Raw genomic sequence first — 26,766 nt, forward strand, 5'->3', positions numbered from 1 at the left:
GTTTTTATTTTACTGCAAATCACATGATATTCCGCAAAGCCTCAAACAGTTTGTCCATCTCGTCATCGGTTCCGATGGTCACGCGCAGGTGATTGTCAACCCGCGGCTGATTGAAGTAGCGCACAAAGATTTTTTGTGCACGGAGTTTTTCAAACAATTCCTTAGCCGATTTCTCGGGATGTGTTACCAGCAAAAAGTTGGTCTGAGAGGGAAGTACCGTAAAACCCATCTCACGGAAGGTTTGGGCCGAACGCTCTCGCGTTTGAATGACACGCGCACAGATCTCGCGGAAATACGCGTCATCCTTGACCGATGCAGTTGCTGCATCCAGCGTCAGCATATCCATGGTATACGAGTTGTACGAGTTCTTGACCGCTTCCAGTGCCGCGATCAGTTCGGGCGATGCAATTGCATAACCGACGCGCATGCCTGCGAGCGAACGCGACTTGGACATGGTCTGCACAACAACCAGATTTTCATATTTTTCGAGCAGAGGCAGGCAGGACGTACCACCGAAATCAATATATGCCTCGTCGATGATCACAATGCTGTCCGGGTTGTTCTGAAGCAGCGTTTCTACAAACTCCAGGCCCTCTCCGATACCGGTCGGTGCATTGGGATTGGGCAGGATAACACCGCCATTTTGCACGGCATAGTCCTGCGGATCAATGCGGTAATCTGCGGTAAGCGGAACTTTGCGAAAAGGAATCCGAAACAGCGAACACCAGACCGGATAAAACGAATAGGTCACATCCGGGAATAAAATCGGTTCATCCGAACAGAAAAAGGTTTGAAAGCACAGCGCCAGCACATCATCCGAACCATTTCCCAAGAAAACCTGGTTGTCACCGACTCCAAAATGCTCGGCTAGCGTGTGGCGCAGCTCCGTGCTGTTGGCATCGGGATAGCGCCGCAATGCAGCGGCATCAAAGCTGCGAAATACCTCCTGTACCTTTGGAGAAGGCGGGTAGGGATTTTCATTTGCATTCAATTTGATCAAGTCTGCGTCCTTGGACTGCTCTCCAGGCACATACGGAGCGATTTCTCTTACATTTTTGCGCCAGTTTCCGGCCATAACACGGTCACCTCATCCAGTCAAATTACAATTTCCTATATTTTAATACAATAAATCGATAAAGTCAAGCCGCCGTTGTCTTTCTCTGTAAAAACTGCTATAATATTTATATTCAACATATACGGAAAGGGGAGGATCTCATGTATCAGCCGCTTGCTGACCGGATTCGCCCAAAATCTCTCGACGATGTGGTCGGCCAACGCCAATTGCTCGGAGAAGGCGGCCTGCTGCGCCGGATTATAGACAGCGGAAACATTCCCAATATGATTTTTTATGGTCCTTCCGGCATTGGCAAAACGACAGTTGCCTCTATCATTGCACGTCAGACCAGCCGAAAGTTATACCATTTGAACGCTACGACCGCATCTATTTCAGATATCAAGTCCATCGTAGACGAGCTGGACACCTTTTTAGCACCCAATGGTGCTTTGGTCTATCTGGATGAGATTCAATATTTCAACAAAAAGCAGCAGCAAAGTTTACTGGAATTTATTGAGGACGGTCGTATTACGCTGGTCGCCTCCACGACAGAAAATCCTTATTTTTATATTTACAACGCGATTTTAAGCCGCTGCACGGTCTTTGAGTTTTTGCCCGTAGAAGCAGAGGAAATGGTACGTGCGGTAGAGCGCGGCTTTCAAATCGCCTGTGAAGGACGATCTATCACCATTGCACCCGAAACAGCTGAGGAGATCGCGCACAGCTGCGGCGGTGATGTGCGAAAAGCCATGAACGCCGTTGAACTGCTGGTCAATAGCACAGCCGACGGGGAAACCATCACACCAGAAAGCGCCGCGCAAGTTGCGCAGCGCTCCAATATGCGTTATGATCGCGACGGCGACAGTCACTACGACATTCTCTCTGCATTCCAGAAATCCATCCGCGGTTCCGACCCCGATGCAGGACTGCACTATCTGGCACGACTGCTGGAAGCCGGAGATATGATCTCTGCGGCACGGCGTATGCTGGTCATTGCAAGTGAGGATATCGGTTTGGCGTACCCGCAATGTGCCGCGATTGTCAAAGCCTGTGTGGACAGTGCCTTTCAGCTTGGTCTGCCCGAGGCGCGCATCCCGCTCGCACAGGCGGTCATTCTGATGGCAACCGCACCTAAGTCCAATTCCGCAATCTGTGCCATCGATGCAGCCATCGCTGACATTCGCCAAAATGGCCCCGGAGACATCCCGAGCAGTTTGAAAGACTGTCACTACGGCGGCGCAAAAAAACTCGGTCGGGGACAAAGCTACATGTACTCGCACGACTATCCCAATCATTGGGTCAAACAGCAATTCCTGCCCGATCATCTGGTCGATCGTCACTACTATGCGTATGGCCCGAACAAAACCGAGCAGGCAGCACGCGCTTACTGGGAAAAAATCAAGGGATCTGAGCCCTAAAACAGAAAGAGTTGATTTGTGTGAATCCTATTCTCTCAGAATTTTTTCAAGGAACCTGCTTTAACGCTTACGATTACTTTGGCGCGCATGCAACCATCCGCAATCATCAGCAGGGTGTCGTATTCCGCGTATATGCGCCCAATGCGTTCGTCGTAGAACTCATCGGTGATTTTAACAACTGGACACCGGTTCAAATGACACCTTCAAGATCAGGTGTGTTTGAACTCTTTTGGGCGGAAGCGAAAGCCGGTCAGCGCTATAAATACCGTGTGCACGCATTTGAACAGGATTCTTATCGTGATCGCTGTGACCCCTTTGGTCGTTGTTCCGAACTTCGTCCCAACACAGCTTCCATCATTACCGACGGCGCAAAATATCAGTTCTCCGACAGTGGTTGGCGTGCAGCGCGCGGCAATCACTATAATCAGCCCATCAACATCTACGAAGTCCATGCCGGTTCCTGGCGCAAGCACGAAGACGGCAGCTGGCTGAACTATCGGGAATTGGCGGAATCATTGATTCCATACTGCAAAGCGCATTTCTACAATTACATCGAATTTCTTCCGCTCGCAGAACATCCCTTTGATGGCTCTTGGGGATATCAGGAGAGCGGTTATTTTGCCGTCACTTCGCGCTATGGTACACCGGAAGATTTCTGCTATCTGGTCGACCAATGCCACAAACACGGCATCGGTGTCATTATGGACTTTGTGCCCGTTCACTTTATCCCGGACGAATATGCTCTCGCACGGTTTGACGGCTCTACGCTCTATGAATACCCAGATCACAGCGGTGTGCGGCTGAGCGAGTGGGGATCGTGCAACTTTGATTTAGTCAAGCCGATCGTGCGCTCGTTCCTCCAGTCTGCTGCCGATTTCTGGCTCACCGTCTGCCATTGTGATGGCCTGCGCTTTGATGCCATCCGTAATGTCATTTATTTGCAAGGTGATGAGCGCAATGGTGTCAACCCGTCCGGCACTTATTTCTTGCAGCAATGCAACAAAGGTTTGCGTGCGCGGCATCCCCACGCACTGCTCATTGCAGAGGATTCTACAAATCTCATTAAAGTCACGGCTCCCGTTCAATATGACGGTCTTGGCTTTGACTATAAATGGGATCTTGGTTGGATGAATGACACATTATCTTACTTTATGCTGCCGCCAGAGCAGCGTCCTGCGGCACACCACCGACTCACATTCTCCATGAGTTATTTTTACGATAATCTGCATCTTTTGCCGTTATCCCACGACGAAGTCGTGCACGGTAAAAAAGCGCTGCTTGACAAGATGTGGGGTGATTACGATCAGAAGTTTGCACAGTGTCGGACGCTGTTCACTTACATGTACACCCATCCGGGCAAAAAGCTGAATTTCATGGGCAATGAGCTCGGCGAATTCCGCGAATGGGACGAAGCGCTGCAACTGGATTGGAATCTGCTGGAATATCCAAAGCACATCGGATTTGAACATTATCTGATGGATTTGTCTCAATTCTATCTGGAAAATCCTGCTCTGCATCAGGACGAATACGATATGCGTGCTTTTCAGTGGCTGGATGCCAATGACAGTGAGCACTCAGTATATTCCTACTTCCGCACGGCTGGAGGACAGACACTATTGGTCGTTCTCAATCTGTCCAATCGAAAATATCCCAATTACACCTTACAGTTCGACCGTCCCACAACGCTGCGCGAGCTGATTAGTTCGGATACATCGAAATACGGCGGTCGGGACGTGACGAATGATTGGGTAATCTATTCAGATGACCACAACCGTGCGCAAATTGTTCTGGCGCCGCTCGGCAGCTATATTTTCCGTGTGACCCAATAAGAGAGGTCAGCAAAACACGGTTGCAATGTGTTTATTGACACAGGAAGCAGGGGAGTAAACCCACTCTTGCAGCCGTCCTTCGGTGATATAGTAATGCAACGGCGGCTGGAACGGCGGCTGATCCCGCAGCAAATCAATAATATTCAATTTGATCTTCATACGGCTTGGCAGAATCGACTTGATATAGACCGACACCCGATCTCCATTTTTCATGTCCGGTTTTCGCTCTGCCAAGCCGGATAAGTTTGGCGTCAGTTCAACAAAAATCCCGTATTCTTCTACGCTCCGCACCACTCCCGGAACGGTCTCGCAGGGATGAAACAGTGCAGCATTCTGCTCCCAAGTGCCGAGCAGCTCACGATGTGTGAGAGAAATCCGTGATCGTGCGCGATCCATGCACAGTACAGCTGCATAGATCGACTGTCCCACAGTAAATCGTTCACTTGGATGGAAAATCCGGGACACCGAGAGGTGCTCAATGCCAATAAACGAAGGCACGCCACAGCCAATGTCTACAAATACACCGAATGGCTCTAAGTGCGTCACGCGGGCGGCAATAATATCTCCCGGTTCCAAGGTGTCAAACGCCCAAGCAACCGTCCGCTCTTGTGCCAAACGGCGCGACAGGCGTATCGGCTGAGACTGTGCATCGGTTACGACAAAGGACACCGGCCGACCGACGCGCGATAAAATAGCAATATCACGTGTCGTACCCTCAGCAATCCCGCGTGCACACTCGATTCGTGGGATGACTGCACGTCCGCAGGGCAATTCTACAACGAGGTCGTGTTCGGCAGTACAGGCAACCGCAAGTCCTTCCAAGATCATTCCTCGTTTTTGTGCCAGTCGGAGCTGTTCGAGTGAACTGACCGCATTCAAATTTTCTTTTTCATATAGTTTGATTCCTTCCGGGAAATATATTTGTGTCATGCCTATCCAGACCTCCTTTTTGCGTTGGTCTACTATATGCTTGACAACAGACATTTTATCCTGGAAGATCGTATTGATTTTAGAACCCTGGAGGTATCGTCCCATGGACATTCAAGTTGGCGACCGACTCACCATGAAAAAAGGCCATCCCTGCGGAAGCAAGGAATGGATCGTACTGCGCGTCGGAATGGATTTCCGGATGCGCTGCTGCGGCTGCGGCCATGAAATCATGGTTCCTCGCAGTAAAATTGAAAAAAATATTCGTCAAGTTGTGCGAGAGGAGAATGCTTCATGTTGATTCAAGGCAAACAGATGCACATCCAGATTCAAAAAGGCGATATTGGACGTTATGTCATCCTGCCCGGTGATCCCGGCCGCTGTGAGCGCATTGCACGGTATTTCGACGAACCAGAATTTTTATCTTCCAATCGCGAATACACCGTATGGCGCGGCAAGCTGTGCGGCGAACCGGTCGCAGTCTGCTCCACCGGCATCGGCGGCCCTTCCACTGCAATCGCACTGGAAGAACTCGTCGAGTGCGGTGCGGACACCTTTATTCGCGTTGGCACTTCGGGCGGTATCGTGGACTCTGTGCGCGGTGGAGACGTTGTCATCGCAACCGCAGCCGTCCGGCAGGAAGGCACAACGCGAGAATACATGCCCATTGAGTATCCGGCTGCTGCTGACTTTTCCGTAGTCAGCGCGCTACACCAGGCAGCCAAGCAGCTTGGTTACCGCCAACACGTCGGCGTCATTCAGTCTAAAGATAGCTTTTACGGTGAAATCCGTCCTTCCGAACAGCCAACCGCTTCTATGCTTCGCGAAAAGTGGGAAGCGTGGAAAGCTGCCGGCGTACTGACCAGCGAAATGGAGTGCTCGACTGTCTTTGTTGTCGGCGCTGTACGCCATGTGCGCTGCGGCGGCGTACTCAACGTGTTGTGGAACGCAGATACAGATGATACGCTGGACGCTTCCCCTGAAATGGCAGAGCGCGGCGTAAAAACCGCCGTAGAGGCACTGAAAATTCTGATCCAGCAGGATCGAGAGGAGAAATAAACTTTGGCAACCAATCCCCAGGAAAATGAACTGGGAACCGCCCCAGTCGGGCAGCTGCTTGTCCGACTGGCGGTTCCTAATATTGCAGCACAGATCGTCAACATGCTTTATAACATCGTTGACCGTATCTATATCGGCCATATCCCAAACATCGGTTCTCAGGCATTGACCGGTGTCGGCGTAACCTTCCCGATTATCATTCTGATCACCGCGTTCAGCTCCCTCATTGGTATGGGCGGTGCGCCGCGCGCGTCCATCGCGATGGGACAAAAACACAATGAACGCGCGGAGAAGATTATGGGCAACTGCTTCACCGCGCTCATCATCATCTCAATCTGTTTAACCGTTCTCTTTTTGCTCACACAAAAGCAGATTTTGATGTTATTCGGTGCCAGTGCAGACACGCTGCCTTATGCGCTTGAGTATTTAAACCTCTATGTTCTGGGTACGATCTTTATTCAGATTGCTTTGGGCATGAATGGATTTATCACAACCCAGGGCAAGGCAAAAACGGCTATGTGCACGGTCTTGATCGGTGCAGCGCTCAACATCATCCTTGATCCCATTTTCATCTTTGTATTCAATCTGGGCGTTCGCGGTGCAGCGATTGCAACCGTATTCTCGCAGTTTGTCTCCGCAATTTGGGTTGTACGTTTTCTGACCAGCTCCAAGGCGCTTCTGCGTCTGCGTCGAGAATATCTGCGTCCTGAGCTCAAACAGCTGATTCCTGTCATCAGTTTGGGCCTGTCTCCGTTTGTCATGCAGTCGACTGAAAGCCTGCTGTCCATTACATTCAACATCTCACTTGCCAAGTTTGGCGGAGATCTGGCAGTCGGTGCTATGACCATTCTGACCAGCCTGACACAGATGATTAGTCTGCCATTGACCGGACTGACACAGGGTGCACAGCCCATCATCAGCTACAACTTCGGTGCAAAAAAGATCGACCGCATGAAAAAGGCTATCCGTCTCCTTGTAACGACGGCAGTTGCCTATGCAACCTTCTGCTGGCTGCTCACTCGTATCGCACCGCGTTTGCTGGTCGGCGTGTTTACGAGCGACCCCGAACTGCAAACCTTTACCGTTTGGGCTCTGGGCATCTATATGGCAATGGTATTTGTCTCGGGTATCCAGACTTCTTTCCAGCAGTCCTTTATTGCATTGGGTGAGGCGCGTATTTCGCTGTTCCTCGCACTTCTGCGTAAAATCATCCTGCTGATTCCGTTGATTCTAATTCTGCCGAACTTCTTCGACGACAAGCTGTTCGCCGTATTCCTTGCAGAACCGATCTCCGACTTTATTGCAGCCATGTCAACAATGACTTTCTTTCTCTGGCGCGTACGGAAGATCATCGCAAATCTGCAAAAGCCCGATCTCGAAAAAGAAATTTGACCGAAACAAAACGCCGAAGGCATGTTGCCCTCGGCGTTTTCATATAGTATGGTATCTACTTTCAGTCGGGAAGGAGGGATTGGAATGCCACGCAAGCAGCCCAATCGGCTCAACGGATTTGAAAAACTCCTGCTTGGAATCGCATTCCTCTTTTTATCGGTCACTGTATTGCGCACCATACAATTTGAACCGTTCTTACGCGTGCAGACAGCCGTACAAACCTTTCTCACAGGCAATCAGTCCATCGAGCAGGCTGTGCAGGCAGTTGGATCATTCACGGAATCCGATCAGCTGCAAGCTGTTTTTTCGGACTGGTTTCCGACCATCAGCCCACAGGGAAATCAACCGGTCATGGAATCATCCGTACCAAGCGAGACGCTCGCCGCAACTGCGGCGGGCGTTTTTCCAACTCAGGAAGCAGATGCGGTATATCCAATCTCGCTATCTAACACCCAGCCGGTTGAAAATGCCGTATTAACCTCTTCCTTCGGCCCACGCGTTCATCCGGTAACCGGACAGCAAAGCAGTTTTCACAAGGGGATTGATCTTGCCGCTGAGCAGGGAAATCCGATCCATGCTTTGGCCAACAGTACCGTGCGCACGGCTGCTCAAAGCGACAGCTATGGAAATTATTTAATCTTACAGCACACCGATGGGATCTGCGCGCTTTATGCCCACTGCGAGCAGCTGCTGGTTAAAGAAGGAGAGCACATACAAGCTGGACAGACCATTGCAACCGTAGGGGATACCGGTACCGCAACCGGATATCACCTGCATCTTGAACTGTGGTATGCGGGAAAACTGCTCAATCCGGAGGATTACATCGCTTTATGACTTCAAAAATCCATGTAAAAGATTCTTTCTGGCTACTGCTCGCCATCATTATACTGCTCGACCCGAACGGCATCTTTCTTTACTTTCTCGCCGCGGCTGCTGTGCACGAACTAGGGCACTGGATTGTAATTTGTTTGTGCCGTGGTACAGTAACTCGTTTCGAAATTTCTGCCGCAGGCGGCGCAATGCAATATCATTTACCTCGTTTATCTGTCCGATCAGAGGTCTTGATTGCACTGGGCGGCCCTTTGTTCGGTCTAATCCTTTGGCTCGCGGCAGGTCTGTCGCACCACGAACTGCTTGCTGGCGCAAGTCTGGTTCTGAGTATTTTTAATCTGCTACCCATTCCACCTCTGGACGGCGGCCGTGCGCTCGACTGCCTATTTGCTCCCGGTCATCCGCTGCCGCAAGCACTTGCAACCTTTTTCTCTGCACTCATCCTGTTTCTTGGTATCTATGCCGGTATCTGTCATAATGGGTGGGGCTTATGTCTGATCGGCCTTCTCTTAACACTCGAACGGCAAACAGGCTTGCATTCCCTCCGCATACAAGGTAAAATATAAAGTACCTTGGGAGGTTTGCTCTATGTTTTTTCGACAAAAAAAAGAGGAGGTTCGTCCTCGTATCGCAGCTGTCATCCCTGCTGCCGGCTCGTCTACACGCATGGGTACCAATAAATTACTGTTACCGCTGGATGGCATTCCCGTTCTCGCACGCACACTGCTTGCGTTTGAACAATGCCTCTTGGTAGATGACATCATCATTGTCTGTCGAGAACAGGATATCGCTCCGTACGGCAAACTGGCTCAGGAATTTGGCTGCACGAAAGTGCGTCACATTGTGCGCGGTGGACAAACCCGGCCGGAATCGGTTCTTGCCGGACTGAATGCCTGTGAACCGGACACCGCCTATGTTGCCATTCATGATGGCGCACGTCCGCTCGTTCCGCAAGCCGTAATTGAAGAAGCGATTACTGCTGCTATGGACACTGGCGCAGCTGCACCCGTGGTTCCGCTCAAGGACAGCATCAAGCGAATTTCTGATGGAAAAATCATTGCCGATGTGGCACGCGACAGCATCGCCGCCGTACAGACCCCCCAATGTTTCGACCGTGCACTGATCTCAACTGCGCTCAAAGAAGCCATTGCCGCCGGCGCTGCGCTAACCGATGACTGTGCCGCCGTTGAGCGTCTGGGCACACTGGTCACTGCAACATCTGGAAGCTATCGGAATCTCAAAGTCACAACCCCGGAAGATATTCCGATGGCCGAAGCACTACTCAATCAGGAGGACTAACCATGCGAATTGGACATGGATACGACGTACACAAACTGGTCTCTGGCCGTAAATGCATCATTGGCGGTGTCTATATCCCACACGAGACCGGACTTTTGGGACACAGCGATGCCGACGTACTGCTGCACGCTGTGATGGATGCACTGCTGGGCGCGGCTGCACTCGGCGACATCGGGCATCTGTTTCCCGACAACGATCCGAAATACAAGGGAGCGGATTCTCTGGCACTACTGCGCGAAGTGGGGCGCGTACTTCAGGTGAACGGCTGGGTATTAAGCAACTTGGATGCCACAATCCTGGCGCAAGCGCCCAAAATGGCACCTCATATTTTGCAGATGCGCCAGAATATCGCCGATGCTTTGGGCGTATCGATCGACCAGATCAGCGTCAAGGCAACCACTGAAGAAGGACTGGGCTTTACCGGTGCCAAAGAAGGCATTGCCGCACATGCTGTATGTCTGATTGACAAACTATGATACTTTCTTCCATCTATTTTTGCGTATAATAAATGCCGGACGATAGATTCGTCCGGCATTTTTCTTTTATGCCATTTCCTGTGCCAGCTGCATCTGAATAAACTGTCTGGCCGTACGCGGAGAACGACCATTGCGTCGCAGAGCGAAGCGCTCGGCAAGCAGGTGGAGCTGTTCAGCCTCCATCTCAATGCCGCAGTCTTCGGCCAGCTGATCGACAATCATCAGATATTCGTCACGCTCCGGTACCGAGAAGGTGATCTCCAAACCGAAACGGTCGGACAACGAGGTCACGGTCTCAAGCGTATCGCGGCGATGTACATCATCACCTTCACGATCGGAAAAGCGCTCTCGAATCAGGTGACGGCGGTTGGATGTTGCATACAGGATCAAATTGTCCGGCTTGCCAGTCAGGCCGCCCTCAATAAACGCTTTCAGCGTTGCAAAATTCTCATCTTCACGCTCAAACGTCAGGTCATCCAAGAATACAATAATCTTGTACGGACTATGCGCTGCATAGGTGCAGATGACAGGGAACATAGAAATCTGCGTCACAGAAAGCTCTATGATTTTCAAGCCTTCCTTTGCATATTCATTGACTACAGCCTTAACTGTAGAGGACTTGCCAGTACCCTTATCGCCGTACAAAAGAATATTATTGGCTGCACGACCTGCCAGAAATGCCCGCGTATTGGTGAGAATCTGTGCCTTTTGATGCGCATAACCCTTGAGGTCGGTCAAGCGTACCGGATCGGGATGTACAACCGGCACAATCTTTTCCTTATCCACAGCATAGAATGTCGCATCTGCGAAAAATCCAAAGCCCTTATCCTGATAATACGCGCGCAGTCCGTCGCCGTCTGTAAAGGGGAGGGCAGACCCAGAAGCAAATGTCGGCAGGACGCTGATGCTGGGCAGAGCCTGTCCGAAAATAGATTTTGCTGTATCCAACAGCTCGGAACCGCTGACAGACAGCAAATCATTCAAAGTGCGTACATCATGGGATACCGCTAAAATAACATTTGCACTCGGATGATCGATGGTATCGGTCAGTGCATTGGTGTCACAGTGAAGACTGCGCAGCAACACCTGTCCCTGATCGCCACTTTGATAGACCTCTGCGCACAGTGCACCATACGCCTCGGCGAAGTCATGCGGCGTACCAGACAGTGCCCGCAGCGCATTGCGATATTTTTGAATCAGTGGATGTTGTGCCAAATTGCGCAGAACCGATAAGAAGTCCAGATCTAACGCTAACATTTGCAAATCCATACTATCTAAAACTCCTCTCCAGATTTTAATACTTTATCAGTATAACACGCACGGATAGGGTTGGCAATCCTCAATCCCACTGCATAGCATGATTCACAAGCATCCGGATGAGGAGGATCTTTTTATGATTTGGATTGTCTTTTACGGTCAAACACAGGCCGTTCGCTGTCGAAATGTGCTGGCGAAAAACGGTATCGCTGGATTACTTCGAAAACCACCGCGACCAGCAAACGCGCAGCACACCTGCATTTGGGCAGTCGGCATTTCAGAGGAAACCGAGCAACAGGCCCGGAAAATATGTCTTGATTGCAATATCCGTCCAAACTTTTGGATGGATCAGGCGGGGAGGGTTTTATGATTTATCTCGATCAGGCTGCGACCTCACTGCAAAAGCCGCCCGAGGTCTGCCAGGCCATGCTGACTGCCTGCAAGACCTGTGCCGGATATGCACGCAGCGGCCATGCACCTGCGCTGCGTGCCGGTGAGGTGGTTTATCAATGCCGCGAGGCCGCAGCGCAACTATTCTCCGTGGATAATCCCGAACAAATTATCTTCACCATGAATGCCACACACGCCTTGAATCTGGCCATTCATGGATTCTGCACCCCATCAACGGTTGTAGCTGTCAGCAGCTACGAACACAACTCGGTCATGCGACCGCTTCACGCGCTGGGATGTCCACTGCGCATTTTGCGCAGCAAACTCTTCGACAGTGCCGATTTTTTGCGCGAGGCCGAACGCGCCATTGATGCCGGTGTTCAAATTTTTATCATAAACCATGTTTCCAACGTTTTCGGCTCCATTGTCCCGCTCGAGCAGCTGGATGCCATGCTGCAAGCCTATCAAATCCCGCTGATTCTGGACGCCTCGCAATCTGCCGGAACCATTCCAATCTCCGTGCGCAGACTGCGTTCTCTCCGTGCAATCTGTATGCCCGGTCACAAAGGACTCCTAGGACCTCAGGGCACTGGCATGCTTATTTTATCCAATCCGGACGACCTGCCGCGGCCACTCCTGCAAGGCGGTACCGGAAGTGCATCGTCCAGTTTGGAACAACCCGCATTTCTGCCCGATCGCCTAGAAAGCGGTACGCCAAATGTTCCCGGTATTGCCGGACTTCACGCCGGTATGGAGTTTTTACTCGAACAGGGAATTGACGCAATCCATCGCCACGAACGGAACTGCATTCAGTCCTGTATTGCAGTGCTCCGCACCATTCCAAATCTGGAAGTATTCGCTGCCGAAGAACCCGAACGGCAAGCCGGTGTGCTGTCCATTCGCATCCCGAATCAGCCTTCCGAAATTTTAGCACAGGCGTTGGCCGATCAGGGAGTCTGTGTACGCGGCGGACTGCACTGTGCACCGCTTGCACATCAGAGTGCCCATACGCAGACAACCGGAACAGTGCGGCTCTCGGTCGGCCCTTACAATACCCGTTTAGAAATGCAGCGTACAGCCGAAATCCTACAGGAACTTGTTGGAAAAATGTGAAAAAATTTTGAATTGTATTCACATGCTGCAAGGAATATGGTAAAATGTATATGAACTATGTGAAATTTTAACGATACGGAATATAGAATCTAGGTGTTTACATAATATGCAAGAAGCGATTCTAGAGACGCTCGGCACCCTGCAACGCTGTATCCAACTCATTTCTATCCAAGACTTGATTGACATGGGTATCATTGCCTATGTCATCTATCGCGGTATGAAATTGCTGAAAGATACCAGCGCAATGCGTCTGGCCAAGGGCATACTAATCATTTTCGCGGCACAAATTGTCGCGGAATCTTTACAGCTGAACACAGTCTCGTGGATCTTACAGCAGGTGTTCTCGTTCGGTGCATTGTTCCTCGCAATTGTCTTTCAGCCCGAACTGCGCCGTATGCTGGAACAGCTTGGTAAAGGTCAGGGACAGCTGCGAAAGTTTTTGACCGGCACTGAGGTGGACGTTGTCGCCATTGAGCAGTGCATCAACCAGACAGTTGCGGCATGCGAATCGATGAGCTGGACGCGTACCGGTGCACTGATGGTTTTCGAGCGTCAGGAACGTCTGAGCGAGATCATCACGACCGGCACGCGCATTGACGCAGAGCCGTCTGAGCCGTTAATCAAAAATATCTTTTTCCACAATTCACCACTTCACGACGGTGCGCTGGTTGTGCGTGACGCACGCCTGTTTGCAGCAGGCTGTGTCTTACCGCTTTCCAGCAATCAAAATCTGTCCCGCGATTTGGGCACCAGACACCGTGCCGCTGTGGGCATGAGCGAAGCATCCGATGCTGTACTGGTCGTTGTATCCGAGGAGACCGGTGCAATCTCGGTTGCCATCGGCGGCATGCTCAAACGTCATTTATCACCCGAAACCTTGCGCAAAATTCTGGTTGCCGAGCTGATGCCCGAAGAAAAAGAAGAACAGCCCCCCAAGCGCAACGGCTTCCTGCCGCGTAAACGGAACACCCAGGCGGAACGGAAGGGGAAGTCTAAATGAGCAAAATAAAAGAGTTTTTCACCAAGCACGACTTGGCACATAAGTTGATTGCAATTTTAATGGCGATTGCGCTTTGGTTCATTGTTGTTGCGAACAATGATGATCTGACGCGTACTTATACAATCGCCAATATTCCAATTACCTATACAAATGAGGACACACTGGAAAGCGATTATGGTCTTCGCCTAATTGAAGGCCAAGATCAGATGGTCACGGTTAAGGTGACCGGTCCGTATGCCAGCTTATCCTCACTGACCACCAACGACATTCAGGTTCGTGTCAATCTGGCAAACTTCCAAAAACCCGGCACCTATACAATCAACACGTCCTCGCAGTCCACGAACTGCACGCTGATTGTTAATTCTTCCAGTGTACGTGAATCAGAAATTTCTACGCCAAACTCATTTCAGATTGTAATTGATGAAGTCATCACCAAGGAAGTACCTGTTACCATCCAGGTAGACGGCACGCCTTCTACTGGATATATGTACGATGACCCCGAAGGTGAACAGGATTCGGTTAGCGTCACCGGCCCGAAAACCGTTGTAAACCAGATTCGCAAGGCAACGGCTGTGGTCCCGGCAGAGGATTCCACCGGTCTGACCAAGACAACCAGTGTGCTGGCATCCTTTACCTTCCTCGATGAAAAGAACCAGCCGGTCGATCAGACCCATCTAACCAGCGAACCCAACGACTACTCGGTAACCATCCCGGTTTATGCTGTGGCAAAACTTCCGCTGACCATCAACCTCATCAGCTCTGATACGGTTGACAAAAACTCGGTCAAGGCAACCATTGATCCGCAGGAAATTGCGGTCTATGGTGCAGAGGAAGTCATCAGCAAGCTGACCGCGATTAGCCTTGGTGATTTGCAGCTGAGCACGGTAAGTCTGGACGAAGATGATCCGATTACCATTCCGATCGAACTGCCCGCAGGTGTCACCCGTGTACAGGGCGAAGCGACATCGGCTAAGGTAACGATCCAGGCTGTTGGTATGAGTACCCGTGAGATGCCTGTTACCAGAATCACGCTGCAAAACAGCGGCAGCGACCCCAATCTTACCGCAACGCTGCGCACGACGTCGGTCAATATCCGAATTCAGGCAGAGACCGCTGCACTGGCAAATTTGACCGCAGATGCATTCCATGTCATCGCTGTCTTTAATGCCGATGAACTCGGCCCCGGTATTCACGAGGTTCCGATCGAGGTGCAATGTGAACAGCTTGAAAGTTCGAATTCCAGCTTCACGCTGCTGAACCCGGACGAAAAGGTGACCATCGAGATCAAACAAACCGGTGAAACCGCAACCACTACTCCCACGGAGGAAAACGAAACTACGTGAGTATCATTGTATCCGGCATCCGTCTGCCGTTTGACGAAAATGACGGTGCGGCTGTCGCACAGGCATTGTCTCTGTGCGGACTGACCGCCAATGACGCGCAGGCATCCATCTATCGTGTATCGCTGGATGCCCGCCGCGGAAAAATCGATCGCGTATATTCGGTTCTGCTTGATGGAATCGACCAGGAGGAGGCATTTGCAGCACAGCTGCAAATGCCCTCTGTCCGTTACAAGCCTTGTGTGCGCCTATCGCCGCAAATCGGCACTGCTCCCATGGAACATCGGCCGGTTGTTGTCGGTCTTGGCCCCGCAGGCTTGTTCGCTGCATACCTGCTTGCACGGTATGGCTATCGTCCCATCGTCCTTGAACGCGGCGAGGCCATCGAGCAGCGCGACCAGGATGTCGACGCATTTTGGAAGCAGGGTATTTTCCGCTCGGAAAGCAATATCCAATTTGGCGAGGGCGGTGCCGGTGCTTATTCAGACGGCAAGCTGACCACTCGCATTAACGATCCGCTTTGCGATGAGGTGCTTCACATTCTGATGGAGCATGGTGCACCGGAAGAAATCGGCCGACTGGCCAAGCCCCACATTGGAACCGATATCTTAAAGCAGGTTGTCCGCAATATGCGTGAACAGATCATCGCCTGGGGCGGTGAAGTCCACTTCAGGACCGCAATGACCGGCATTCGTCAACAGGGAGACGTGCTCTGTGCAATCGATGCAGAAAATCAGAGCATCGCTTGCGAGCACGCCATTCTTGCCCTTGGTCACAGTGCGCGAGACACCTTCTTTGCGCTGCATAGACAAGGTGTATTCTTTGAGCCGAAGCCGTTTTCGGTTGGTGCGCGTATTGAGCACCTACAAAGTGAAATCGACCGTGCGCTGTATGGAAAACATGCCGGACATCCCTTGCTTCCGCCAGGTGAATACAACTTATCGCACCGTGAGAACGGACGTGCATGCTATTCATTCTGTATGTGTCCGGGCGGTCATGTCGTAGCCGCACAGAGTGAAGCGGAAAGTATCGTCACAAACGGTATGAGCTATCATGCCCGTGACGGCAAAAACGCAAATGCTGCGATTGTTGTCTCGGTTGATCCTTCTGACTATGATGACGGCACGCCCTTTGGCGGTATTGCGTTCCAGCGCACACTGGAGCGCCGCGCGTATCAAATGACCGACAGTTATGCCGCGCCCTGTCAGCTGGTCGGTGATTTTCTGGACAAGCGCACCTCCCATCGTTTTGGTGCAGTCCGTCCGACCTATCCAATCGGCACACAGTTCTGCGATCTCAATACACTGTTCCCGCAGTTCGTACATGAGCAAATGCACACTGGTCTTTCGGCCTTTGCGCGTAAACTGCGTGCGTTTGGTGCAAAAGATGCCGTTCTCACCGGTCCGGAAACCCGAACTTCTTCTCCGGTGCGCATGACACGCGGCAGGGAAGACCTGTCCAGTGTCTCTATTCGCGGCATCATTCCGTGCGGCGAGGGCGCCGGTTATGCTGGCGGCATCATGTCGGCAGCCGTTGACGGTCTGCGCGCTGCCTGCCAGATTATCGAATCCCATCAGCAACCTAAAAACTTGGAGTGACAAAACATCATGGTACAAAAAGCTGTAGTAAAAAAAATTTTGAACCCGACACAAGCAGAAATTGAAGTACAGCGTCAGTCTGCGTGCGGTCATGATTGCTCGAAGTGCGGCGGCTGCGGCACGCCCACCGAGCGCATCAAGGCAACCGCTGTCAACTCTGTGGATGCGCAGGTCGGCGATATTGTGACGGTAGAAGGCTCCAGCAAGCAGATTTTAGGCATGGCTGCTATTGTTTATGCCATTCCGCTGATTCTGTTCTTTGTCTTTTATGGCATCTGTGCATTGCTGCATGTCTCGGAAGGTTTTTCCATCTTGGCCGGTGTTGTCGGCTTTGCACTCGGCATTTGGGTGGCAATCCGCCGCAATCATCGCATGAAGACCTCTGGTGAGATCGTCTTTACCATTATTAAAAAAGGGTAAAAATTTTTTGAACACAGGCTGCCTTTTGCTGGGCAGTCTTGTTTTTTCTCAAAATATCCTGTAAAATATAATGAATATGGTATGCCTGCTTTCAGGCGGACAGAGGAGAGGTGTCATGTTCGGATTTATCCGCCCATTCAAACCAGAATTACGCGTCAAGGAAGTCGATCGCTTCCAGGCCGTATATTGCGGTTTATGTCACGAACTCAAGCGCCGATATGGTCGGCTGCAAACTTACTTTCTGAGCTATGACATGACTTTCTTTGCGCTTGTGATCGGCGCTGTCCAGCCGTCCGATCCCGGAACCGAACGCTGTCGCTGTGATGCCAGCCCTTTTCGCAAAAAGCAAGTGGCATGCACTTCGTCTACCTTATCTTATGCTGCCGATGTCAGTGTTCTGTTAACCTACCACAAGGTACAGGACAGCGTCCAGGATGAGACTGGATATAAGCGTTTTGCTGCACGCCTGCTGCGTCGTCTGATGCGCAAAGCTTATGCCAAAGCGCAGGCTGCGCTTCCCACACTGGATAACACGATGCGCGCTTGTCTGGATGATTTGACCGCGCTGGAGCAGGCAAAAACGCCTTCACTCGATCGTCCAGCCGACACCTTTGCCCGGCTGCTCGCCGCCGCAGTTCCATCGGATTATCCATCAGACGTACAGCGAATCTTATCCCAAATGTTTTATCATACTGGAAGATGGATTTATTTACTGGACGCGTGCGCCGATGTCAAAGATGATTTTGCGTCCGGCTCTTATAACCCCATCGTGCTGCGATATGAATTACAGTCACCTGAGATCGACTCGGTGAAGCAGCCGCTGGAGCGCACCTTAGAGCGATCACTGCTCGACATCCACACCGCATATCAGCTCTTACCCCTGTATCGTGATCAGGGTTTAATTGAGAATATTATCGATCTGGGACTGCCGCTCGTCACGCGGCAGGTACTGGATGGAACCTATCATGCAAACGGAGGACATGAAACGCATGGATCCCTATAAAGTATTAGGCGTAACACCGCAGACCAGCGACGATGATGTCAAGCGCGCATACCGCGAACTTGCTCGCAAGTATCATCCGGATAACTACGTAAACAATCCGCTCGCTGACCTTGCCGAAGCTCGTATGAAAGAGATCAACGAAGCATACGACATGATTATGAACGAGCGCAATGCGGCCAAAAATGGTGGTTCTTCGCAGTCTCAGCAGGGACAGCAATACTACCAGCAGCGTCAGAGCGGTACCGGTATCTATGCCCAGATCCGCAGCGCCATCACGTCGGGCAATTTGGCAATCGCAGAAGAACTGCTTGGACGCTGTCCGACCCGCGATGCCGAATGGTATTTCCTCATGGGAACGGTGTACTTTCGAAAGGGTTGGTACGATGAAGCACAGCGATGTTATACCCAGGCATGCACACTTGATCCCAACAACTTCGAGTATCGAAACGCACTCAACAATCTCAACATGGGCGCAAACTACGGTGGCTATCGTCCCATGAACTCGGCCAACGCTTGTGACTGCTGCGGTCAGCTTCTCTGTCTCAACTGTCTGCTCAATTGCTGCTGCGGAGGCGGTGGCTGTTGATGCACGCAAATCAAATTGCACGCGGCGGCATGATGACCGGTGTATCGGTTGCGCTTCTATACATTGCAACCTTTCTCTCGATCGCCAGCTGGGCCGCTTGTATGTTGATCGGCTTTATCCCCGAACTGTTTTTCCTCACCGGACAGAAGAAAACCGGATATCTAGTCTATGCGGCAACTTCGGTACTTTCTCTGTTTCTCCTGCCGGACAAGGTAATTGCGGTCTTGTATGCAGGACTGTTCGGGCTCTACACTGTTCTGCGCTTTCTGTTTGAACGTATTCCCAGCCGTTTGCTGCGCTGGGTGTGCAAGCTGATCTTCGGAAATATTTGGGTACTGATTGTACTCTGGTGCATCCGCACCGGTTTTCTGCCAAATTTTCCAATTCAATCGGATTTCACCGCATTGATTGTCTTTATCGCAGGAAATCTCATTCTGATTTACTATGACCTGTGTCTGTCCCGCATTTTTCCCGGACTGCGCGGCCTGGCACAGCGACTGCAAAATAATTCTTTCAAGTAAGGGTGTATTGAATCATGAAAAGTATGACCGGCTACGGCCGTGCCCGTATGGCCATTGATGGACGCGAAATCTCGGTAGAGGTTCGCGCGGTCAATCATCGCTACCTCGATGTAAACGTCAAGTGCCCCCGCGCTTATAATTTTTTGGAAGAAGCGCTCAAGAAAGCAGCCGGTGAACGCATCGCACGCGGCAAGGTGGATATCTTTGTACAGATTATCGGCAATTCCACCGATGATGTTATTGTCAAGGTAAACATCCCACTCGCGCAGCACTATCTGACTGCGCTGCGTTCGCTGAGCGAGGCGACCGGACTTGCAAATGATGTCTCGCTGCTGACGCTGGCCAAAATGCCCGAGGTTCTGACCGAAGAACAGGCCGAGCCCGATACAGAAAAGCTCACGCAGGACGTTGTGTCTGTATTCCATCTGGCAGCTGATGAATTCGAAGGCATGCGTGGCCGTGAAGGTGAAAAGCTTGCAGATGACGTTCGTTTTCGCAAGCAGACGATCATCGGTCTGCTCGAGCAGGTTGAAGCACGTGCACCCCAGCGCACGATCGAATATCGCGAAAAGCTGGAAAAGCGCATGCAGGAGCTTCTGTCCGACACCACGATCGACGCACAGCGCATCCTGACCGAAGCTGCGGTCTTTGCCGATCGCACGGCCATTGATGAGGAAACCGTACGCCTGCGCAGCCATCTCAGCCAGCTTGAGCAGATGCTGTGCGATGACAAGCCTATCGGCCGTAAGCTGGATTTCCTCGTACAGGAAATGAACCGTGAGTCCAACACGATCGGTTCCAAGGCAAACGACGTGACTTTGTCCAAGCTCGTCGTTGAGCTCAAATCGGAAATCGAGAAAATCCGAGAGCAGATTCAGAACATTGAATAATCTTCCGAAATCACACCGCGGTACAGAAATGGGGGAGTGCAGTGAAACTGATTAACATAGGATTCGGCAACATGGTCTCTGCCAACCGGCTTGTGGCCATTGTCAGCCCGGATTCCGCACCGATCAAACGTATTGTGCAAGAAGCACGCGACCGAGGTATCGTCATCGATGCCACCTACGGCCGACGCACCCGCGCCGTTTTGATCACCGACAGCGATCACGTTATCTTGTCTGCAATCCAACCGGAAACCATTGCCGGCCGCGTCGATACACGCGAAGATGATGATGAGGGGGATGAAAATGAATCCAGGTAAATTATTTGTATTCACCGGCCCGTCCGGAACCGGAAAGGGCACCATTCTCAGCCAGGTTTTGGCTTGCGAGCCGCAGCTGCGTCTGTCGGTTTCGGCAACCACGCGCCAGCCGCGTGAGGGCGAGGTCAACGGTGTACACTATTGGTTTATGTCTCAGGCAGAATTTGAAAACAAAATCGAACACGATGCGTTTTTAGAACATGCCTGCTATGTTGGAAATTATTATGGAACTCCCGAACAGCCGGTCAATGACCAGCTTGCAGAGGGCTATGATGTCATTCTGGAAATTGAAGTACAGGGTGCCATGCAGATTCACAAAAAGCGTCCGGATGCGATTATGGTCTTTGTTGCACCGCCCTCAATGGAGGAACTGTCCAACCGTCTGCACGGTCGCGGCACCGAAAGTTCGGAAAAGGTCGCAGCCCGTCTTGCACAGGCGGAAACAGAGCTGTCCCATCAGTCTCAGTTTGATTACGTCATCGTAAACGATGATCTGGGCGAGGCAATCGCTGATCTGCGGGCAATTCTGCGTGCCGAGCGCTGCCGCGTTGTACGCTAATTTCTATTGTTAATCCAAAATTCTAAGCATAAAAGAGGTAAAGAGCTATGTTAAAACCGTCTATGAAGGAACTGATGAACAAGGTAGGCAATCGCTATCTTTTGGTAAATCTGGCCGCACAGCGTGCCCGCGACATCGCACAGGAAGCAGAGGAGAAAGATGAGCAGCTGCCGGATAAGGCAGTCAAGCTGGCACTCGACGAGATCGCTGCCGGCACCATCGTTTATTGCCCCGGCCCCAAGGTTGAGCCCGAGTATCGACTGACTTCCGATCTGCTGCCCGGTATGCTGGATCTGGATGACCACGAAGACGCAGATGTTCATGAAGATCATGTCGAGGATGACACCGCAGACGAGGACACCCTGGATGATGATACCGACGAGGATGCCTAAATGAGCAGCTCGTTACAGGGAAAAAATGTCGTCCTTTGCATTACCGGCGGAATCGCAGCCTACAAGGCAGCTGATCTGACCTCCCGTCTGCGCAAGCTGGGCGCGCAGGTCTATATCATCATGACTGAATCTGCCACCCACTTTATCACCCCGCTGACGCTTGAGGTGCTGTCTGAGCACCGCGTTGTGACCGATATGTTCGACCGTACCTTTACCTGGGAGGTCGAACATATTTCTCTTGCCAAGCGCGCTGATGTATTTGTCATCGCTCCCGCAACTGCAAACATTATCGGTAAGGCGGCTCATGGTATTGCGGATGACATGGTATCTACAACCCTTATGGCCACCAAGGCACCCATGGTCATTGCTCCGGCAATGAATACCAATATGTACGAAAATCCCATCGTACAGCAGAACATCGCGCTGCTCAAGGCACGCGGTGTGTCCTTTGTCGAGCCCGCAAGCGGTCGTCTTGCCTGCGGTGATACTGGGAAGGGCAAGCTTGCCGATCCGGCTGACATTGCACATGCAATTGAAACCGCTGCAACGCCGCACGACCTGGAAGGCCTGTCAGTTCTGGTAACGGCTGGTCCGACCCGCGAAGCAATGGACCCGGTTCGCTTCATCAGCAATCATTCGACCGGAAAAATGGGCTATGCAATTGCACAGCGTGCGCAAATGCGTGGTGCAAAGGTAACCCTGGTCTCTGGTCCGGTTGCGCTTGATGCACCGGCAAATGTCTCGGTTATCCCGATCACCTCCGCAATGGAAATGTACGACGCAGTGATGGAGCAGCTGCCCCTTCAGGATTGGGTCATCAAAGCTGCCGCTGTCGGCGATTACCGCCCGGAAACCCAAGCTAATGACAAGCTGAAAAAGAAAGCAGACGAAATGTCGGTCGCACTGGTCAAAAATCCCGATATTCTCAAGGAAATCGGCATGCAGAAGCGAGACAACCAGACTGTGTGCGGCTTCTCGATGGAAACTCGTGATTTGATCGAGAACTCGCGTGCAAAACTGGAAGGGAAAAACTGCGATATGCTGGTCGCCAACAACCTCAAAACTGCAGGCGCCGGCTTCGCACACGACACCAATGTCGCAACCTTGCTGTATCGTGACGGTTCCAGCGAACCGCTCAGTCTGATGCAGAAGGATTCTCTCGCCGACATCGTGCTCGATCGCATGCTGGCTCTGCACCGCAAGAAAGGCTGATTGATCATGCCCGTTTGTGGTGTTGCAGTCAGCGCTGCAACCTATGCCATCGACAAACTATACGATTATTCCATTCCGGAACCGCTCATCCCAGCAGTCAAAGTTGGCTGCCGGGTGTTGGTTCCCTTTGGTCGCGGCAACAAAAAAGTAGAGGGCATGGTTCTCGTTCTGCGTCCTGAAGCATATTCTGCACAGCGGCTCAAACCTGTGACCGAAGTGCTTGATGAAGAACCCGTTTTAGATGCCACACAGATCAAGCTGGGTATCTGGCTGCGCGAGCATCTGTACTGTACCTTTTTTGATTGTCTGCGGCTGATGCTGCCCAGCGGCCTGTGGTTTCAGCGCAAGGAAACCTATACGCTTGTGCAGCAGCCCATACTCCCACTGTCACAGCCCTTACAGGAAATCATGGACTTGTTTTCCGAGGATGTGCCCGAACGTACGGTCGAGGAAATTCGTCGATTCACCAACGGACGCTGTACCGGTGTCATGCTCAGCCAGCTAGAAGCCGAAGGATATCTGGTTTATCATAGCAATATCAAACAGAAAACTTTGGACAAAACCGAACGGATTCTGTCGCTCGCGATTGATCCCGCAGAGGCCATGCAAAAAGCCTCCCGCGCACGAACCCCTGCGCAGATGGATGTTGTATCGCTGCTCTCGGACGGCTGTTCTATGAGTCAAAAAGAAGTGCTGTACATGACTGGTATTTCGGAATCTGCGCTGCGCGGCATGGTGCGCAAGGGCATTCTGGAACAGAGTTCCATCGAGACTTTGCGCGTTCCCGATTACTCCATGATCGAACAGATTCCTGCACCTGTACTCAGCAATGAACAGGAACAAGCCTATCAAGGCATTCGGCAGCTGTTAGACTCCGGAAAACCCGAGGCTGCGCTTCTGTTTGGCGTAACCGGCAGTGGTAAAACACAAATTTACCTCAAACTCATCGATGACGTTCTAGCACAAGGCCGCTCGGCGATCATGCTGGTACCCGAGATCGGTTTAACCCCGCAATTTATCCGACTGTTTGTTGGTCGATTTGGAGATACTGTTTCTGTTCTGCACTCCGCGCTGTCAGCCGGTGAGCGATACGACAGCTGGAAAAAAATTCGTTCCGGCCGTGCCCGGGTCGTAATCGGAACACGTTCGGCGGTCTTTGCGCCTGTGCGTGACCTCGGCCTGATCGTGCTGGACGAAGAGCAGGACAGTGCGTACAAATCTGAACAGTCTCCGCGCTACCACGCCCGTGATGTGGCAAAACGCCGTGTACAACAAGAAAACGCTGTCCTCGTACTGGGTTCTGCCACACCGTCCATCGAAAGCTATTACGGTGCACAGCAGGGGAGATATCCCATGTTCACACTGCGTGAGCGTTATCAAGGCGCTGCACTGCCCCAAGTAACGATCGCCGATATTCGCGGAGAGTCCCGGGCAGGGTGGACGTATACGATCGGTCAGACACTGTATGAAGCATTGCAGGAAAATCTGGAACGCGGCGAACAGTCCATTCTGTTTCTCAACCGTCGCGGCAACAGCCGGGTAATCGGATGCAGTATGTGCGGTTGGATTCCCGAATGTCCGTCGTGCTCCACGACGCTGACCTATCACTCGGTCAGCGGACGCGCAATGTGTCATTTCTGCGGTGCATCCATCGAGATCAGCGGACTCTGTCCGGTCTGTTATTCGCCGCATCTGTTTACCGAATGTCCGGGTACGCAAAAAGTGGAAGAAGAACTGCACACCATTCTTCCCAAGGCGCGTGTGCTTCGAATGGATGCCGATACAACCAGCAAAAAGGGATCTCACCACCATTTGCTCGAAATCTTTGCCAAAGGTCGCGCTGATATCCTACTTGGTACACAGATGGTCGCCAAGGGCTTAGATTTTGACCATGTGACCCTGGTCGGTGTACTGGATGCCGACCAATCGCTGTTTGCGCAAGATTATCGCGCCAAAGAACGCACCTTTTCGCTGATTACGCAGGTGGTCGGTCGCGCCGGACGGCGCGGCAAACAGGGACGTGCGATCATTCAGACATACAATCCCGATCACCCGGTACTGTTATGCGCCGCACGGCAGGATTATGAACAGTTCTATGCCGATGAGATTGAAAGCCGTCAGGCACTATTGATGCCACCGGTAGAGCAGATGCTCATGCTGACCGGCACAGGTGAAAACGAAAGCGATGTATTGGCCGCGCTGTTGCGTCTGAAACAGCGCATCCTAAGCCTGATGGAAGGACAATTTTCCGATTTTCATTATCCCGTGCTCGGGCCGTCACCGGCCTCGGTTGTGCGCGTCATGGGGCGTTATCGCTATCACCTCATTCTGCGATGCCCGGACAATAAAAGACGCCGGCAGCTGATTTCCGGTGTACTGATCGAATTTTCAAAAGACAACAAAAACCGTGGGGTGTCGCTCTTTGCAGACCTGAACCCCGATACATTATAGGAGATAATATCATTATGGCACTGAGAACCATTTTAACGGTCGGCGACGAAACGCTGAAAAAGAAATGCCGTCCGGTTACCGAATTCAACGATCATCTGCACACGCTGCTCGATGACATGACCGAGACCCTGCTCGAGTCCGGCGGTGTTGGTCTGGCTGCTCCGCAGATTGGCATTCTGCGCCGCGTTGTCGTACTGCTCGATGTCAATAAGGACCCGGAAGAGGTTGTCGAACTCATTAACCCCGAAGTTATTGAGATGAACGAACTGGAGCAGACTATTGAAGGCTGTCTGTCCGTTCCCGGCAAGTACGGCTATGTCATGCGTCCGACCTGGGCAAAGATCCGTGCGCAGGATCGCAATGGCAACTGGTTTGAGCGTGAAGGCGAGGGCATCGTTGCGCAGTGCTTCTGCCACGAGACCGAGCACCTGGACGGTCATTTGTTCACCGAAAAGGTCACCGAGTACGTCGAGGTGGAGCAGGAATGAGAATTTTGTTCATGGGTACACCCGATTTCGCCGTGCCGTCGCTGCAAATGCTGATCGACAGCTCGCACGAGGTCGTTGGTGTCCTGACCCAGCCGGACAAACCGCAGGGACGCAAGCAGATCTTGACCCCTCCGCCGGTTAAAACCCTTGCGCTTGCACATAATATTCCGGTACACCAGCCGACAACGCTCAAAAACGACGCGATTGCTGACCTACTCAGCGAAACCCAGCCCGATCTCATCATCGTTGTAGCCTATGGCAAGATTTTGCCCAAGTATGTACTGGATTTCCCGCGTTTGGGCTGTGTTAATGTACACGGATCGCTGCTGCCGCGCTGGCGCGGTGCCGCACCGATCCAGTGGTCTGTCATCGCTGGCGACCGCGAGGCTGGCGTTACTACAATGAAAATGGCAGAAGGACTGGATACCGGCAACATTCTGCTTGTTGAGCGCACCGAAATCGGCGCACGGGAGACCGCTGGCGAACTTTTTGACCGTCTGGCAATCATGGGTGCTGCGCTACTCGAAAAAACCGTCGCACAGCTGGAAGTACAGGATATGCCCGGTATTCCGCAGGATGAAGCCCAGGCATGCTACGCATCCATGCTCGATAAAGAAATGGCCGTGATCGACTGGAATAAGTCCGCACATGAAATCGACTGTTTGATTCGCGGACTGAATCCCTGGCCGATTGCGCTGACTACGTTAGATGGCGCACGCGTCAAAGTGTATGCTGCGCTTCCGGAATCCGGCTCCGGTGCACCGGGCACCGTACTCGAGTCCGATGCAAAACACGGTCTGCTCATCGCCTGCGGCGACGGTGCGATGCGCATTACAGAGCTCCAGATGGTTGGCGGCAAGCGCATGTCTGCCTGCGACTATCTGCGCGGCCACGCAATTCCCGTCGGTACTCAGTTTGGTACCTGACACGATCCTTTCACGGAGGTT

Annotated in this window: 29 protein-coding genes; 26 read left to right on the forward strand and 3 right to left on the reverse strand. The window is 51.9% G+C overall.

Annotation, left to right across the window (positions count from 1 at the left end):
* Positions 1-19: 19 nt before the first annotated feature.
* Positions 20-1,075 carry a histidinol-phosphate transaminase gene (hisC, locus tag B5F17_RS03975; protein ID WP_087371065.1) on the reverse strand — a complete coding sequence of 352 codons (1,056 nt, stop codon included), beginning with the start codon at positions 1,073-1,075 and terminating at the stop codon, positions 20-22.
* 140 nt (positions 1,076-1,215) lie between these two features.
* Here hisC and B5F17_RS03980 point away from each other — a divergent pair, with 140 nt between their 5' ends.
* Positions 1,216-2,472, forward strand: a complete 1,257-nt coding sequence (locus B5F17_RS03980; RefSeq protein ID WP_087371068.1) for a replication-associated recombination protein A — start codon at positions 1,216-1,218, stop codon at positions 2,470-2,472.
* 20 nt (positions 2,473-2,492) lie between these two features.
* Positions 2,493-4,301 (forward strand): 1,4-alpha-glucan branching protein GlgB, encoded by a 1,809-nt coding sequence (gene glgB / locus B5F17_RS03985; protein ID WP_016146684.1) that lies wholly within the window; start codon positions 2,493-2,495, stop codon positions 4,299-4,301.
* A 6-nt stretch (positions 4,302-4,307) separates the two neighbouring features.
* Here the strand turns inward: glgB and B5F17_RS03990 are convergent, their stop codons facing one another.
* Complete coding sequence (locus tag B5F17_RS03990) at positions 4,308-5,231, reverse strand: S1 RNA-binding domain-containing protein (RefSeq protein ID WP_087371071.1); 924 nt, start codon at positions 5,229-5,231, stop codon at positions 4,308-4,310.
* Positions 5,232-5,334: 103 nt separating this feature from the next.
* Between B5F17_RS03990 and B5F17_RS03995 the strand changes: the two genes are divergently transcribed.
* From B5F17_RS03995 to ispF, 7 genes are all read left to right on the forward strand, one after another.
* Complete coding sequence (locus B5F17_RS03995) at positions 5,335-5,529, forward strand: DUF951 domain-containing protein (protein WP_016146682.1); 195 nt, start codon at positions 5,335-5,337, stop codon at positions 5,527-5,529.
* A complete protein-coding gene (gene udp, locus B5F17_RS04000) occupies positions 5,523-6,287 on the forward strand; it encodes a uridine phosphorylase (RefSeq protein WP_087371074.1) in 765 nt (254 codons plus the stop codon). Before B5F17_RS03995 ends, udp begins: the two co-directional genes overlap by 7 nt.
* Before the next feature lie 3 nt (positions 6,288-6,290).
* Positions 6,291-7,679 carry an MATE family efflux transporter gene (locus tag B5F17_RS04005; protein ID WP_087371077.1) on the forward strand — a complete coding sequence of 463 codons (1,389 nt, stop codon included), beginning with the start codon at positions 6,291-6,293 and terminating at the stop codon, positions 7,677-7,679.
* An 84-nt stretch (positions 7,680-7,763) separates the two neighbouring features.
* A complete protein-coding gene (locus B5F17_RS04010; RefSeq protein WP_162608068.1) occupies positions 7,764-8,513 on the forward strand; it encodes a M23 family metallopeptidase in 750 nt (249 codons plus the stop codon).
* Positions 8,510-9,076, forward strand: a complete 567-nt coding sequence (locus B5F17_RS04015; protein WP_087371083.1) for a site-2 protease family protein — start codon at positions 8,510-8,512, stop codon at positions 9,074-9,076. Before B5F17_RS04010 ends, B5F17_RS04015 begins: the two co-directional genes overlap by 4 nt.
* Positions 9,077-9,098: 22 nt before the next feature.
* Positions 9,099-9,809 (forward strand): 2-C-methyl-D-erythritol 4-phosphate cytidylyltransferase, encoded by a 711-nt coding sequence (gene ispD / locus B5F17_RS04020; protein WP_087371087.1) that lies wholly within the window; start codon positions 9,099-9,101, stop codon positions 9,807-9,809.
* Positions 9,810-9,811: 2 nt separating this feature from the next.
* The gene (gene ispF / locus B5F17_RS04025) at positions 9,812-10,285 is read left to right on the forward strand and encodes a 2-C-methyl-D-erythritol 2,4-cyclodiphosphate synthase (protein ID WP_087371089.1); all 474 of its coding nucleotides are present in this window, start codon (positions 9,812-9,814) and stop codon (positions 10,283-10,285) included.
* Positions 10,286-10,351: 66 nt separating this feature from the next.
* Here ispF and B5F17_RS04030 read toward each other — a convergent pair whose 3' ends face one another.
* Positions 10,352-11,554 (reverse strand): ATP-binding protein, encoded by a 1,203-nt coding sequence (locus tag B5F17_RS04030; RefSeq protein ID WP_087371092.1) that lies wholly within the window; start codon positions 11,552-11,554, stop codon positions 10,352-10,354.
* A 124-nt stretch (positions 11,555-11,678) separates the two neighbouring features.
* On the opposite strand from B5F17_RS04030, the gene B5F17_RS04035 reads away from it, so the two are divergent.
* The 17 genes from B5F17_RS04035 (at position 11,679) to fmt (ending at position 26,745) form a co-directional block, all read left to right on the forward strand.
* Positions 11,679-11,912, forward strand: a complete 234-nt coding sequence (locus B5F17_RS04035; protein ID WP_087371095.1) for a putative Se/S carrier-like protein — start codon at positions 11,679-11,681, stop codon at positions 11,910-11,912.
* The gene (locus B5F17_RS04040; protein WP_087371098.1) at positions 11,909-13,045 is read left to right on the forward strand and encodes an aminotransferase class V-fold PLP-dependent enzyme; all 1,137 of its coding nucleotides are present in this window, start codon (positions 11,909-11,911) and stop codon (positions 13,043-13,045) included. Before B5F17_RS04035 ends, B5F17_RS04040 begins: the two co-directional genes overlap by 4 nt.
* A 106-nt stretch (positions 13,046-13,151) precedes the next feature.
* Positions 13,152-14,045, forward strand: coding sequence for a diadenylate cyclase CdaA (gene cdaA / locus B5F17_RS04045; RefSeq protein WP_016146673.1), 894 nt, complete (start codon positions 13,152-13,154; stop codon positions 14,043-14,045).
* The gene (locus B5F17_RS04050; RefSeq protein ID WP_087371101.1) at positions 14,042-15,388 is read left to right on the forward strand and encodes a CdaR family protein; all 1,347 of its coding nucleotides are present in this window, start codon (positions 14,042-14,044) and stop codon (positions 15,386-15,388) included. Before cdaA ends, B5F17_RS04050 begins: the two co-directional genes overlap by 4 nt.
* Positions 15,385-16,983, forward strand: coding sequence for an NAD(P)/FAD-dependent oxidoreductase (locus B5F17_RS04055; RefSeq protein ID WP_087371103.1), 1,599 nt, complete (start codon positions 15,385-15,387; stop codon positions 16,981-16,983). Before B5F17_RS04050 ends, B5F17_RS04055 begins: the two co-directional genes overlap by 4 nt.
* A 39-nt stretch (positions 16,984-17,022) precedes the next feature.
* Positions 17,023-17,403, forward strand: coding sequence for a SoxR reducing system RseC family protein (locus tag B5F17_RS04060; protein WP_162608069.1), 381 nt, complete (start codon positions 17,023-17,025; stop codon positions 17,401-17,403).
* Positions 17,404-17,518: 115 nt separating this feature from the next.
* Positions 17,519-18,406: a DUF5685 family protein gene (locus tag B5F17_RS04065; RefSeq protein ID WP_087371106.1), complete on the forward strand. Its 888-nt coding sequence runs from the start codon at positions 17,519-17,521 to the stop codon at positions 18,404-18,406.
* On the forward strand, positions 18,393-18,992 hold the full coding sequence (locus B5F17_RS04070; protein WP_016146668.1) for a J domain-containing protein: 600 nt from the start codon (positions 18,393-18,395) through the stop codon (positions 18,990-18,992). Before B5F17_RS04065 ends, B5F17_RS04070 begins: the two co-directional genes overlap by 14 nt.
* A complete protein-coding gene (locus B5F17_RS04075) occupies positions 18,992-19,513 on the forward strand; it encodes a hypothetical protein (RefSeq protein ID WP_087371109.1) in 522 nt (173 codons plus the stop codon). Before B5F17_RS04070 ends, B5F17_RS04075 begins: the two co-directional genes overlap by 1 nt.
* Before the next feature lie 14 nt (positions 19,514-19,527).
* Positions 19,528-20,403 carry a YicC/YloC family endoribonuclease gene (locus tag B5F17_RS04080; RefSeq protein ID WP_087371112.1) on the forward strand — a complete coding sequence of 292 codons (876 nt, stop codon included), beginning with the start codon at positions 19,528-19,530 and terminating at the stop codon, positions 20,401-20,403.
* A 41-nt stretch (positions 20,404-20,444) separates the two neighbouring features.
* A complete protein-coding gene (gene remA / locus B5F17_RS04085) occupies positions 20,445-20,717 on the forward strand; it encodes an extracellular matrix/biofilm regulator RemA (protein ID WP_040332467.1) in 273 nt (90 codons plus the stop codon).
* Positions 20,698-21,276: a guanylate kinase gene (gene gmk / locus B5F17_RS04090; RefSeq protein WP_040332466.1), complete on the forward strand. Its 579-nt coding sequence runs from the start codon at positions 20,698-20,700 to the stop codon at positions 21,274-21,276. The genes remA and gmk overlap by 20 nt, the downstream gene beginning before the upstream one ends.
* A gap of 47 nt (positions 21,277-21,323) precedes the next feature.
* Complete coding sequence (rpoZ, locus tag B5F17_RS04095; RefSeq protein WP_016146663.1) at positions 21,324-21,668, forward strand: DNA-directed RNA polymerase subunit omega; 345 nt, start codon at positions 21,324-21,326, stop codon at positions 21,666-21,668.
* Positions 21,669-22,880, forward strand: coding sequence for a bifunctional phosphopantothenoylcysteine decarboxylase/phosphopantothenate--cysteine ligase CoaBC (coaBC, locus tag B5F17_RS04100; protein WP_087371115.1), 1,212 nt, complete (start codon positions 21,669-21,671; stop codon positions 22,878-22,880).
* 6 nt (positions 22,881-22,886) lie between these two features.
* The gene (priA, locus tag B5F17_RS04105; protein WP_143287667.1) at positions 22,887-25,331 is read left to right on the forward strand and encodes a replication restart helicase PriA; all 2,445 of its coding nucleotides are present in this window, start codon (positions 22,887-22,889) and stop codon (positions 25,329-25,331) included.
* Between the two features lie 14 nt (positions 25,332-25,345).
* On the forward strand, positions 25,346-25,819 hold the full coding sequence (def, locus tag B5F17_RS04110) for a peptide deformylase (protein ID WP_087371121.1): 474 nt from the start codon (positions 25,346-25,348) through the stop codon (positions 25,817-25,819).
* Entirely contained in the window at positions 25,816-26,745 is a 930-nt protein-coding gene (gene fmt, locus B5F17_RS04115) for a methionyl-tRNA formyltransferase (protein WP_087371124.1), read from the forward strand. The genes def and fmt overlap by 4 nt, the downstream gene beginning before the upstream one ends.
* Positions 26,746-26,766: the final 21 nt, after the last annotated feature.

This window comes from Butyricicoccus pullicaecorum (genome assembly GCF_002160355.1).
Taxonomy (GTDB): Bacteria; Bacillota; Clostridia; order Oscillospirales; family Butyricicoccaceae; genus Butyricicoccus; species Butyricicoccus pullicaecorum.

Excerpts from the sequence above, each read along its gene's own strand:
- udp (WP_087371074.1), top strand. The coding sequence starts at position 5,523 with ATGTTGATTCAAGGCAAACAGATGCACATCCAGATTCAAAAAGGCGAT.
- priA (WP_143287667.1), top strand. The coding sequence starts at position 22,887 with ATGCCCGTTTGTGGTGTTGCAGTCAGCGCTGCAACCTATGCCATCGAC.
- B5F17_RS03980 (WP_087371068.1), top strand. The coding sequence starts at position 1,216 with ATGTATCAGCCGCTTGCTGACCGGATTCGCCCAAAATCTCTCGACGAT.
- B5F17_RS04080 (WP_087371112.1), top strand. The coding sequence starts at position 19,528 with ATGAAAAGTATGACCGGCTACGGCCGTGCCCGTATGGCCATTGATGGA.
- B5F17_RS04065 (WP_087371106.1), top strand. The coding sequence starts at position 17,519 with ATGTTCGGATTTATCCGCCCATTCAAACCAGAATTACGCGTCAAGGAA.
- def (WP_087371121.1), top strand. The coding sequence starts at position 25,346 with ATGGCACTGAGAACCATTTTAACGGTCGGCGACGAAACGCTGAAAAAG.
- B5F17_RS04035 (WP_087371095.1), top strand. The coding sequence starts at position 11,679 with ATGATTTGGATTGTCTTTTACGGTCAAACACAGGCCGTTCGCTGTCGA.
- ispF (WP_087371089.1), top strand. The coding sequence starts at position 9,812 with ATGCGAATTGGACATGGATACGACGTACACAAACTGGTCTCTGGCCGT.
- B5F17_RS04075 (WP_087371109.1), top strand. The coding sequence starts at position 18,992 with ATGCACGCAAATCAAATTGCACGCGGCGGCATGATGACCGGTGTATCG.
- rpoZ (WP_016146663.1), top strand. The coding sequence starts at position 21,324 with ATGTTAAAACCGTCTATGAAGGAACTGATGAACAAGGTAGGCAATCGC.
- hisC (WP_087371065.1), bottom strand. The coding sequence starts at position 1,075 with ATGGCCGGAAACTGGCGCAAAAATGTAAGAGAAATCGCTCCGTATGTG.
- gmk (WP_040332466.1), top strand. The coding sequence starts at position 20,698 with ATGAAAATGAATCCAGGTAAATTATTTGTATTCACCGGCCCGTCCGGA.
- B5F17_RS04010 (WP_162608068.1), top strand. The coding sequence starts at position 7,764 with ATGCCACGCAAGCAGCCCAATCGGCTCAACGGATTTGAAAAACTCCTG.
- ispD (WP_087371087.1), top strand. The coding sequence starts at position 9,099 with ATGTTTTTTCGACAAAAAAAAGAGGAGGTTCGTCCTCGTATCGCAGCT.
- B5F17_RS04070 (WP_016146668.1), top strand. The coding sequence starts at position 18,393 with ATGGATCCCTATAAAGTATTAGGCGTAACACCGCAGACCAGCGACGAT.
- B5F17_RS03995 (WP_016146682.1), top strand. The coding sequence starts at position 5,335 with ATGGACATTCAAGTTGGCGACCGACTCACCATGAAAAAAGGCCATCCC.
- coaBC (WP_087371115.1), top strand. The coding sequence starts at position 21,669 with ATGAGCAGCTCGTTACAGGGAAAAAATGTCGTCCTTTGCATTACCGGC.
- B5F17_RS04015 (WP_087371083.1), top strand. The coding sequence starts at position 8,510 with ATGACTTCAAAAATCCATGTAAAAGATTCTTTCTGGCTACTGCTCGCC.
- B5F17_RS03990 (WP_087371071.1), bottom strand. The coding sequence starts at position 5,231 with ATGACACAAATATATTTCCCGGAAGGAATCAAACTATATGAAAAAGAA.
- B5F17_RS04040 (WP_087371098.1), top strand. The coding sequence starts at position 11,909 with ATGATTTATCTCGATCAGGCTGCGACCTCACTGCAAAAGCCGCCCGAG.
- B5F17_RS04030 (WP_087371092.1), bottom strand. The coding sequence starts at position 11,554 with ATGGATTTGCAAATGTTAGCGTTAGATCTGGACTTCTTATCGGTTCTG.
- cdaA (WP_016146673.1), top strand. The coding sequence starts at position 13,152 with ATGCAAGAAGCGATTCTAGAGACGCTCGGCACCCTGCAACGCTGTATC.
- fmt (WP_087371124.1), top strand. The coding sequence starts at position 25,816 with ATGAGAATTTTGTTCATGGGTACACCCGATTTCGCCGTGCCGTCGCTG.
- B5F17_RS04050 (WP_087371101.1), top strand. The coding sequence starts at position 14,042 with ATGAGCAAAATAAAAGAGTTTTTCACCAAGCACGACTTGGCACATAAG.